Source organism: Amycolatopsis sp. NPDC051373, assembly GCF_040689465.1.
GTDB lineage: Bacteria > Actinomycetota > Actinomycetes > Mycobacteriales > Pseudonocardiaceae > Amycolatopsis.
The window spans coordinates 1-1,096 of record NZ_JBFBAE010000079.1 but is presented as its reverse complement, the minus strand read 5'-3'; the positions used below and the strand labels follow the sequence as shown (position 1 = coordinate 1,096).

2 protein-coding genes are annotated in these 1,096 nt (G+C 66.7%); both read right to left on the bottom strand.

All coding sequences use genetic code 11. The features are described from left to right. Positions 1-21 precede the first annotated feature (21 nt). Positions 22-705, bottom strand: a complete 684-nt coding sequence (locus tag AB0383_RS50100) for a DUF6766 family protein (RefSeq protein ID WP_366191725.1) — start codon at positions 703-705, stop codon at positions 22-24. 82 nt (positions 706-787) lie between these two features. After that, a partial coding sequence (locus tag AB0383_RS50095) for a hypothetical protein (protein WP_366191723.1) occupies positions 788-1,096 on the bottom strand: 309 nt, incomplete at its 5' end.

Sequence of the window (1,096 nt, the reverse complement as noted above, 5' to 3'; positions counted from 1 at the left end):
GCTGACAACCACGTGCTGTGGTCAGCCGGTTTCGTCGGTGAGGTGGTGTTGGGCGCCGACGGGTTTGGATTCGGGGGAGCCGCGTTGGCGGAGGTAGACGCTGAAGATGGCCATGCAGCCGATGGCGAGGAATTCGGATTGCCAGTTTTGGAGGGTCCGGTTCCAGAAGTCGGCGGAGAGCAGGTATTCGCCCCAGGTGAGGGGGTCGCCGAAGTCGCTGAGTTGTTCGGCGTTGTAGGCGCTGACGCCGGCGATGGACTGGGCGAGCCAGGAGAGCAGGAAGATCGTGGCCATGACCAGGCCGAGGGATCGGGCGAACACGGCGGTTCGCCAGCCGCCCGTTTTCGCCCAGCGGGGGGAGGCGTTGCGGGCGTGGCGGCCGAGCAGTTGGTCGTGGTCGGTTTCCAGGCCGATCTTGTGCGTGGGCTTGGATTCGGGGGAGCCGCGCTGCACGAGCCAGACGGTGGCGAAGACGTAGAGGAAGAATTGCAGGTATTCGGATTGCCAGTTTTCGGCGACGTCGACGGCGAACGACGAGGAGGTCAGGTAGTCCAGTAGTCCGACGGGCGGGGTGCCGTGGGCGAGTTGCTGGTTGTTGACGTCGGTGAGGCCGGACCAGGCTTGGCCGGCGAGGCTGAGCAGGAACAGTGCGCCGAAGGCGAGGGAGAGGCCGTTGTTGCGTAGGTGTGTGCGGAGGGTGCTCATCGTCCGAGGGCTCCGAGCGTGATGAAGTACGCCAGTCCGGCGACGATGAGGACGAGGTAGGCGGTGAACACGAATCGGGCCTTCATCGTCCACCGACCGTGCAGTCGTAGACCTGCTTGTTGCGCTGGTGGCAGCCGGCGCCGGTGATGCGCCAGCCGTCCGGGAATTCGTGCAGGAACAGGGTGTCGGCGGCCGAACGTGCTTGGGCTTCCTCGCCCCACACCGAGGCCGAGCTGATAGGTGCGTGCGGCACAGTCGCCAGGATCGGCTCGCAGCCTGCCGGTCCGACGGCGTCCCCCACGCGCGGAGCGAGCAAGGTGCAAGCATCCACGGGCGAACCGCTGGCCGCAGCGGTCACGAACTCCTGAGCGGCAGCGCGCACGTCCGGCGA

Bases quoted from the DNA above. Each gene is read 5' to 3' on its own strand.
- AB0383_RS50100 (WP_366191725.1), bottom strand. From the start codon at position 705: ATGAGCACCCTCCGCACACACCTACGCAACAACGGCCTCTCCCTCGCC.